This window comes from Mesorhizobium sp. (assembly GCF_004962925.1).
GTDB lineage: Bacteria > Pseudomonadota > Alphaproteobacteria > Rhizobiales > Rhizobiaceae > Mesorhizobium.
Window position 1 is genome coordinate 277 of the sequence record NZ_SUEO01000131.1, and the last position, 7,127, is coordinate 7,403.

8 protein-coding genes and 1 riboswitch are annotated in these 7,127 nt (G+C 62.6%); of the genes, 3 read left to right on the top strand and 5 right to left on the bottom strand.

Annotation, left to right across the window (positions count from 1 at the left end; all coding sequences use genetic code 11):
• Nucleotides 1–186 (top strand): hypothetical protein (locus E5W87_RS22950; protein WP_292402649.1); only part of this gene is annotated, 186 nt, incomplete at its 5' end.
• 160 nt (nt 187–346) lie between these two features.
• Here the strand turns inward: E5W87_RS22950 and E5W87_RS22955 are convergent.
• A complete protein-coding gene (locus tag E5W87_RS22955) occupies nt 347–988 on the bottom strand; it encodes a peroxiredoxin-like family protein (RefSeq protein ID WP_292402707.1) in 642 nt (213 codons plus the stop codon).
• A gap of 384 nt (nt 989–1,372) precedes the next feature.
• Nucleotides 1,373–1,484: riboswitch (TPP riboswitch) on the top strand.
• Here E5W87_RS22955 and E5W87_RS22960 point away from each other — a divergent pair.
• Nucleotides 1,475–2,083, top strand: coding sequence for a YkoF family thiamine/hydroxymethylpyrimidine-binding protein (locus E5W87_RS22960; RefSeq protein ID WP_292402652.1), 609 nt, complete (start codon nt 1,475–1,477; stop codon nt 2,081–2,083). It overlaps the preceding riboswitch by 10 nt.
• A gap of 9 nt (nt 2,084–2,092) precedes the next feature.
• Here the strand turns inward: E5W87_RS22960 and E5W87_RS22965 are convergent, their stop codons facing one another.
• The 4 genes from E5W87_RS22965 to E5W87_RS22980 all read right to left on the bottom strand — a co-directional run bounded on the left by E5W87_RS22965 (nt 2,093) and on the right by E5W87_RS22980 (nt 6,763).
• Entirely contained in the window at nt 2,093–3,202 is a 1,110-nt protein-coding gene (locus E5W87_RS22965) for an alcohol dehydrogenase family protein (RefSeq protein WP_292402655.1), read from the bottom strand.
• Between the two features lie 8 nt (nt 3,203–3,210).
• A complete protein-coding gene (locus tag E5W87_RS22970) occupies nt 3,211–4,590 on the bottom strand; it encodes an aspartate aminotransferase family protein (protein WP_292402658.1) in 1,380 nt (459 codons plus the stop codon).
• Between the two features lie 56 nt (nt 4,591–4,646).
• Nucleotides 4,647–6,140, bottom strand: a complete 1,494-nt coding sequence (locus E5W87_RS22975; protein WP_292402661.1) for an NAD-dependent succinate-semialdehyde dehydrogenase — start codon at nt 6,138–6,140, stop codon at nt 4,647–4,649.
• Between the two features lie 131 nt (nt 6,141–6,271).
• On the bottom strand, nt 6,272–6,763 hold the full coding sequence (locus tag E5W87_RS22980) for an Lrp/AsnC family transcriptional regulator (protein ID WP_292402664.1): 492 nt from the start codon (nt 6,761–6,763) through the stop codon (nt 6,272–6,274).
• 84 nt (nt 6,764–6,847) lie between these two features.
• On the opposite strand from E5W87_RS22980, the gene E5W87_RS22985 reads away from it, so the two are divergent.
• On the top strand, nt 6,848–7,127 hold a 280-nt coding region (locus E5W87_RS22985; RefSeq protein WP_292402667.1), incomplete at its 3' end, for a GntR family transcriptional regulator.

Sequence of the window (7,127 nt, forward strand, 5' to 3'; positions counted from 1 at the left end):
GAGCTGAACCTGAAACAAAGACCCGCCAGCGGCGGGTCATCGGCGCAAATCAGCACCATATCCAAATCAATATCTCAGTTTGAATTTCGGCTGTGGGTGGAAACTTGCCGTATGCGCGCCTGTCGGAACGACGTGATTGCGGCAAGGAGCGGACGTCGCCCCGCCTATGCGGCTTGCTCACTCTAGCGTCGGGGCGGTCCGCAGACCGTTGAATCGAAATCGCTGCGAAGCCCACGGGCAGACCTTAGCCTCCTGCGCTGAGCATTTCGATGATTGTTAAATCCAAAGAATCACCACAGGACGGTGGCCGTCGAGCGAGTTTTCAGCAGCCCATTTCCGCAGCCTATTAATGTGCAACTTGGGAAGCTGCCGACATCAATTCCTCGGGATTCAGCGCTCTGAAGGTGTTGAGGCCATCCTCCAGAACTTCAGTGAAGTTCCAGCGTACGATGCCCGCCCGGTCGATTAGGAACTGACCGACAAGCTGCGCCTGGCTGGAAGCCATGGCCTGCTGATCGACTTCCGTAATCTCATATCCTTCCTTCTTGTTAAGAAATTCATTCATTGCCATGACGTCCATAGGCTCGGGCAACTCGCCCGGGAGATGGAACGGTATCGACATGACCGTGTCCATCCCGACCTCGCGCAAGCCGAAAGCACGGTGCGAGGCTCGCTCCGGGTCGGATGCGGCGAGAAGATCGGGTGCCGGGTGGTAACGGAAATAGAGCCGCGCCCGCTCGACCGGCGTATTGACCACAGCCAGGCATTCGACGCCTTTCTCACGCAGGGCCGGCTTGAGTTGCGCCATCGCCGCGACATGGCGCCGGCAGAACGGACAGTGCAGGCCTCGGAACAAACCGATCAACAACGGGCTACGGCCTCGAAAATCATCGAGCGCGATCTTGCCTTCGCGTGAGATCGCATTGAGCACAACATTCGGTGCCCGGTCGCCCGGCTGCAGCGGGCGGTCAACACTACTCGTGGACATGGACAACCTCCTCGCCCCGGGGTCAGTCAGGGAAAGCAGCACACCCAGCGTTTCGGAGGCGATCAAGTGCTGGGGCGAAAGCTTCCTGTGCCAAGGCAATAGCTTTCGACCTCTGCCATATTGCCGAGGTCGAGATTACGCGCGTTGCAAGCCCATCATAACACGAAAAAGCATCTGCGGGTGCCGCCAAATGTGGTGAATTACCTTACGCGAGCGCACTCCCGAATGCTCTTTCGCTGAAGGTCAGGTTCCCGACCTCGATTTGGAGGTTCAAGTCTGCAACGCCCAAGGTCGTCAACGGGTCGTGAGCCGAAATTCAAACTCGAACAACACCGCGCTCGCGATGACCATACTTGAACATCGTTTGCGCGGGTGCTACGTCGCCCATATCGACAGGGGCGCTCCGTATTGCCGGGGCTGAGATGGTGGGTGCAAGCCTTCGGTCCCTCAAGCTGATCTGGGTAATGCCAGCGGAGCGAGGCGACCATGTTTTCAGGTGCACAGATTTCCCTGTATCCGATGTGCGACGATTTCGTCGGCGTCATCCTTGGCGCACTTTCGGCGATGGACCCCTATCGCCCGAATTTCCGCATCGAAACCGACGACATTTCGACGTTGATCGTCGGCCCGCCGGACCAGCTTTTCCCGGCCATGCGCGACCTCTTCGCATCGGCGGCGGCAAGCGGCGTGCATTGTGTGTTGTCAGCAACGGTGTCGCGCGGCTGCCCTGGCGAGCCTGACGATCCGATCTGCACACCGATTTCCGGCAGCAGCCATGAACTCTCCCTGGCCGAACGCATCGGCGCGGCGCGGGCGCATGTCGACAGTGCGAAAAAGCTCGGACAAGAGGTCGCCGCGCAGTTCTCGCTCTATCCGCTTGGCGAGGGCCATCACATGGACGAGATCTACGGCTGTATCGAGTTTCTCAAGACTTCGGGCGTCTTCGACAGGTCGAAGAATTTCTGCACGAAGCTGAGAGGCGATGTCGGGCCGGTGTTCGCGACGCTGTCGGAAGCCTTCCTTCGCTTCGGCGCGCCGCAAGGCCATGTGGCGCTCGACCTTACCGTGTCGGCAAACAGCCCGAGCCCTCATTAGTCTTGGCTGTCAACGGCTTGCAGCGATATCCGAAACGGCATCCGGAACGACCACCAGCTTGCCGACGAAATCCTTGGCGATGAAATCCGCCTGGGCGCGGTGGAAATCGGATAGCTTGTAGACGCCGCCGACCAGCGGCCGGATCTTCTTCTCCTCGATGTAGCGGACGATGCGGCGGAAATCGTGTCGCGTGCCCTGGCTGGAGCCATGCAATTGCAGCTGCTTCAGATACATGGTGCGCAGATCGAGCTGCACGACCGGCCCGGCAATCGCGCCGGCGGTGGTGTAGCGGCCTTCGGGCCTGAGGATGCGCAAGAGGTCATTGAAGATCGCGCCGCCGACGAGGTCGGCAACCACGTCGATCGGCTGGCCGCCAGTCGCCTCGTTTACCGCAGCCGGCAGGTCAGCCACGCCACGGGTGATCACCGCCTCGGCGCCGATGTCGAGCACGGCCTGTTCCTTGCCCTTGCCGATGACGGCATAGGGGATGGCTCCGCGCGCCCGCGCCAGCTGTACGATGCCGGAGCCGACGCCGCCCGACGCGCCGGTGACCAGCACGCGCTCGCCGGCCTTCAGGCCAGCGCGTTCCAGCATCTGTTCGCCGGTGAGATAGGCACAGCAGAAGGTCGCGAGTTCGACGTCAGTCAGGTCGGTGTCCACGACATGGGCGTTCTCGGCCGGCACGGCCTGGTATTCGGCATAGCCGCCGTCGCGGCCATGGCCCATATAGTCGATGTCGGCAAGTGAATCGTCGTCGCGGTTGTAGATGGAGAAATCGACCATCACCCGCTCGCCGATACGGTCCGGAGAAACACCGTCGCCGACGGCGACGATGTGGCCGACCGTGTCGGTGCCCTGGATGCGCGGGAAGGTCAGCGTGTTGCCCTGACGCCGCCAGGTCGACACAGCGGCGGCATCTTCCTCCGTGCCATAGGCGCCCTGTCGCACCCAGACATCGGTGTTGTTCATGCCGCAAGCGGTGACCTTGACCAGCACTTCACCTGGTGCGGGCGAGGGCACTTTCACGTCGGTGCGGTAGACGAGCTTTTCCGGCCCGCCGTGACCGGTGAGATGCACGGCGGCCATGGCGGCGGGGAGGGTTTTGGTCATGGCGTTCATGTCAGCCTTCAAATGTTGGCAAACACGCTTTTCACCGCATCGGCCGTCTTCGAGACGACGATGTCGGCCTCTTCGCGCGTCAGGCAGAGCGGCGGCGCAAAGCCGAGAATGTCGCCCTGCGGCATGGCGCGGCCGATGACACCGCTCGCTGCCAGCGCCGTGGCGATCTGCGGTCCGATCTTCTGCGAGGCGTAGAAGAACACGCGGTCGTCCCGGTCGGCGACGAACTCGATTGCCGCCAGCATGCCGTCGCCGCGCACTTCGCCGACATTTTTGTGGCCACCGACGGCTTTCGTCAGTTCGGTGCGGAAATAGGCGCCGGTTTCGCCGGCATTGGTCACCAGGTCCATCTCGTCGATCAACTCGAGATTGGCGACGCCGGCGGCAACGCAGATCGGGTGCGCCGAATAGGTCCAACCATGGCCGAGCGAGCCGAGCTTGTCGGAACCCTGCACCAGCACCTGCCAGACCCTGTCCGCGACGATGACCCCAGACAGTGGCGCATAGGCCGAGGTCAGGCCCTTGGCGATGGTGATCAGGTCGGGCTTGATGCCGTAATGGTCGGAGCCGAACATGGTGCCCAGCCGGCCGAAGCCGGTGACCACTTCGTCGGCGACCAGCAGCACATCGTATTTCTTCAGCACCGCCTGGATCTTTTCCCAATAGAGAGCGGGCGGCGGCACGATGCCGCCGGTGCCGAGGATCGGCTCGCCGATGAAGGCGGCGACCGTTTCCGGACCCTCAGCCAGGATCATCTCCTCGAGCTTGTCGGCGCAATATTGCGAGAACTGCTCCTCGCTCATCGAGCGGTCGGCGCGGCGGAAGTAGTAGGGTGCTTCGGTGTGCAGGATCGGCGCACGCGGCAGGTCGAAAGCGTTGTGGAACAGGTCGAGCCCGGTCAGCGATCCGGTCATCACGCCGGAGCCGTGATAGCCGCGCCAGCGCGAGATGATCTTCTTCTTCTCGGGCCGGCCGAGCACGTTGTTGTAGTACCAGATCAGCTTGATGTTGGTTTCGTTGGCGTCTGAACCGGAAAGGCCGAAATAGACCCTCGACATGCCTTGTGGGGCGCGGTCGATGATCATCTTGGAAAGCGTGATCGACGCCTCGGTGCCGTGGCCGACATAGGCATGGTAATAGGCGAGGTTCTTGGCCTGGGCGGCGATGGCGTCTGATATCTTCTGGCGGCCATAGCCGACATTGACGCAGTAAAGCCCGGCGAAAGCATCGATGCTCTTGCGGCCGTTGTTGTCCCAGATGGTGACGCCTTCGCCGCCGGCGATGATGCGGGTCGGCGATTCACCGCGTGCGTGGGTGCCCATATGGGTCGAGGGATGGAAGAAGTGGTCGCGGTCCCAGGCGGCGAGTTCGTTGGACTGGTCGAGCATCTTTTTTACTCCTAAGGGAAACGTGTCGGGCGCGGTTCTCGGGGCGTCACTACAACCTAGGCTACGTCCAGGCAGAGATATTTGAGATCGGTAAAGGCTTCGAGTCCATGGCGCGAGCCCTCGCGGCCGATGCCGGACTGTTTGACGCCGCCGAACGGGATCGGCGCGCCAGTGATCTTCACGCGGTTGATGGCGACCATACCGTAGTCGAGCGCGCGGCCCATGCGCAATTGGCGGCCGCCGTTCTCGGTGACGATATAGGCGACGAGGCCGTATTCGGTTGCGTTGGCGCGGGCGACGACTTCCTCTTCGCTGTCGAAGGGCGTCACCGCGGCGACCGGACCAAAAGTTTCCTCACGCATGATCAAGGCGTCGTCAGTGACATCGGCCAGCAGGGTCGGCTGGTAGAACAGCGGGCCGGCCGCATGGCGGCCGCCGCCGGTGAGGCAGCGTGCGCCATGGGCGAGCGCATCGGCGACCTGCTCCTCGACCTTCTTGACGCCGCGCTCGTGCATCAAAGGCCCGATGTCGATGTCATCGGCCAAGCCATTGCCGGTACGCAGCGTCTCGATGCGCCTGGCGAAGGCGGCACAGAAACGATCGTAGATCTGGCGCTGGACATAGATGCGGTTGGCGGCGAGACAATCCTGGCCGGAAGTGGCGAATTTGGCGTCGACGGCGATTGTCACAGCCTTGTCGAGATCGGCGTCGGCAAAGACGATCAGCGGCGCATGACCGCCAAGCTCCATCACCAGCCGCTTCATCGTCGGCGCACTTTGCGCGGCGATCAGCCTGCCGATCTCGGTCGAACCGGTGAAGCTCATCGCCCGGACGCGAGCGTCTTCGCACATCCGCCCAACGATGGTCGAAGCCTTGCCGGTGAGAACGTTGAAGACGCCTGCCGGCAGGCCGGCGCGTTCGCCGAGCTCGGCGAGCGCCAGCGCCGACAGCGGCGTTTCCGACGAAGGATGCGCGACGATTGTGCAGCCGGCGGCAAGGGCGGCGGCCGCCTTGCGGGTCAGCATGGCCGCGGGAAAATTCCACGGCGTGACGACGCCGACGACGCCGAGCGGTTCGCGCCGCACCATCATCTCGGCATCTGGCAAATGGCTGGTGACGCTTTCGGCGTTGAGGCGTTTTGCCTCCTCGGCATACCACTCGACGAAGGAGGCGGCGTAGTCGATCTCGCCAAGCGATTCTTTGAGCGGCTTGCCTTGTTCGAGTGTCATCAGGAGCGCCAGATCATCCTTGGCGGCGATAATCAAATCGAACCATTTTCGCAGGATTTTCGAGCGTTCTTGAGGCAAAAGCCCCCGCCATGCGGGAAAGGCGCGGGATGCCGCGCTGATCGCCTTGCTCGTCTGCTTGGCATCGAGCGCGGCAACCCACGCGACGGTGGCGCCCGTGGCAGGATCGGTCACCTCGAAGCTCTCAGCGGCCTCACTCGCCGTCCAGTGGCCGTCGACATAGGCGAGTTCTCGCAGCAGCCGGCGGTCGGCGAGGCCGTCAAGCGCTTCGTGGCGTTGTGGGCGGGCAAAATGCGCGGACATGTTCGAGGTCTCCCGATGTCGAGGCGATGCGGAGAGACTATGCGCGCGATGCAGACAGAGAGACTGTTTCAACGCCGTTGCGTAGAGAGATTGTCTCTATTGGGCTGCCTGGGCAGACGATCTCTCTAGCGTTACGACTGCGCCGGCAACAGATCCGCCACCGGCAAGACAATCTCCTCCTTCACCGTCTTGGTGACAATGTAGGTGAAATAGCGGTCGATGCCGATCTCGCGTTCGAGCAGGGCGTCGACCAACCGCTGGTAGGCGTCGATGTCGCGCGCCATCACTTTCAGCAGATAGTCGACGCCGCCGCCCACCGACCAGCAGGCGACGATTTCGGGGACGTCGCGGATGACGCGCTCGAAACGGTCGAAATCGGCCTGGCGGTGGCTGGCCAGCGTCACCTCCATCAGTACGGTGGCGACCGGCGCGACGGCGCGCATCGCAACCTTGGCGTGATAGCCGGAGACGATGCCGGCCTTTTCCAGCTTGCGCAGCCGCATCCAGCACGGCGTCGGCGACAGGCCGACCTTGTCGGCGAGCGCCAGCTTGGTAATGCGCCCGTCGCGCTGGACCGCGTCGAGGATTTTGAGGTCGATCTGATCGAGTTTCGGTGCGGCCATAAGCGTCCACTTTTTTCGTCCCCGGCACCATGAGGGCGCATTATTTCGATTGTCAATTGCACTGATTTCGATCTCTAATATGTCATGACATTGTGGCGTCCAGATCCCGCGCTCATCCGGCGGCCGGCCTATCAGTCGCTTGCCGACCAGTTCGCGCGCGCCATTCATGATGGCCGTCTGGCCAACGGCGCGCGGCTGCCGACGCATCGACGGCTGGCCGACGAACTGAAGCTTTCGGTGCAGACAGTCAGTCGCGCCTATGAGGAGCTGATCCGCCGGGGCCTGATCTCCGGCGAGATCGGCCGCGGCAGCTTCGTGCAGACGCAGCGCCGCGAACCGGAGCCGCCATACTTGCCGGAGCGTC

Coding starts and splice junctions, on each gene's coding strand:
- E5W87_RS22965 (WP_292402655.1), bottom strand. CDS start 3,202: ATGAACGCCATGACCAAAACCCTCCCCGCCGCCATGGCCGCCGTGCAT.
- E5W87_RS22960 (WP_292402652.1), top strand. CDS start 1,475: ATGTTTTCAGGTGCACAGATTTCCCTGTATCCGATGTGCGACGATTTC.
- E5W87_RS22955 (WP_292402707.1), bottom strand. CDS start 988: ATGTCCACGAGTAGTGTTGACCGCCCGCTGCAGCCGGGCGACCGGGCA.
- E5W87_RS22980 (WP_292402664.1), bottom strand. CDS start 6,763: ATGGCCGCACCGAAACTCGATCAGATCGACCTCAAAATCCTCGACGCG.
- E5W87_RS22970 (WP_292402658.1), bottom strand. CDS start 4,590: ATGCTCGACCAGTCCAACGAACTCGCCGCCTGGGACCGCGACCACTTC.
- E5W87_RS22975 (WP_292402661.1), bottom strand. CDS start 6,140: ATGTCCGCGCATTTTGCCCGCCCACAACGCCACGAAGCGCTTGACGGC.